Raw genomic sequence first — 922 nt, forward strand, 5'->3', positions numbered from 1 at the left:
ATCCCGGCATCGCCGACCATCGAGCGGCCCGGCTCGATGATGATTTCCGGAATGGCATTGCCGAAATGCTTGCGCATCGCCTGCATCACGCCTTCGGCATAGGCTTCCACCGGGCGGATGTTCGCACGGTACTTCGCCGGGAAACCGCCACCGAGAACGAGCCGATGTTGACAATGGCGCGGGAGTTGGGTTTTCACTTGGAAGTGAGTGCGGATGATACCGGCGTGATGGAAGCCGTACTCGCCCTGAATCCCCTGCCTATGGGAGAAGGATGAGAGCATATTTTCAATAACACACTCTCTCTTGCCTAGCAGGGGGGAGTGGGTGTAAAAAAGCCTTTCAAAGTAAGGAGAGCATTATGAGCAAGTATTACACGATCGCCTACAATGGTTCCGAGATAGAATTTACCGATGAAGAATTCTCAAAAATCGAAAATAATAATTATTTAGATATATGGTCTATTTTTCATAAGAAATGCCAGGATATTTTTCAAAAAGAGAATCCAAATTATAATTTTTTGGTCAAATGATCTCAAAAAGAATGGCATTATACATATCAAAGGAAATTTAAATAAGACCGAAATAGAGTCTTTAAAGAAGGAATGGGAGGAAAATTTCCAACCAATTCGAATTGAAAAAAATCAGAAATTCTGTAAAGTCGTAGATAAGGAAACTAAAGATGCATATTCCGTTGTAAACCATTCTGTGCCTGAGACCTCTTTTGGTTTAGTTAATCGAATTATTGCGAGTGTTATGAATGAGCATACAACAGAGATAATTCGCGATTATTTTGAGGCGCATTTTTCGATTAGCTGTGCGATCTTCTCGGAAGCTTTTCCGGATGCCGATCCGATTACGTCTTTTCGCTGGCACAAGGATTATGGTCCAAGTTGCCAGACGCATATAATGGTTTATCTCGATGA

At 42.8% G+C, this 922-nt stretch carries 1 protein-coding gene and 1 pseudogene; one reads left to right on the top strand and one right to left on the bottom strand.

All coding sequences use genetic code 11. The features are described from left to right. Window positions 1-281, bottom strand: a pseudogene (locus VZ95_RS24540) (hypothetical protein); the annotation flags it as partial. A 423-nt stretch (window positions 282-704) separates the two neighbouring features. Here VZ95_RS24540 and VZ95_RS27620 point away from each other — a divergent pair. After that, a partial coding sequence (locus tag VZ95_RS27620; protein ID WP_232302770.1) for a hypothetical protein occupies window positions 705-922 on the top strand: 218 nt, incomplete at its 3' end.

Source organism: Elstera litoralis, assembly GCF_000963705.1.
GTDB lineage: Bacteria > Pseudomonadota > Alphaproteobacteria > Elsterales > Elsteraceae > Elstera > Elstera litoralis.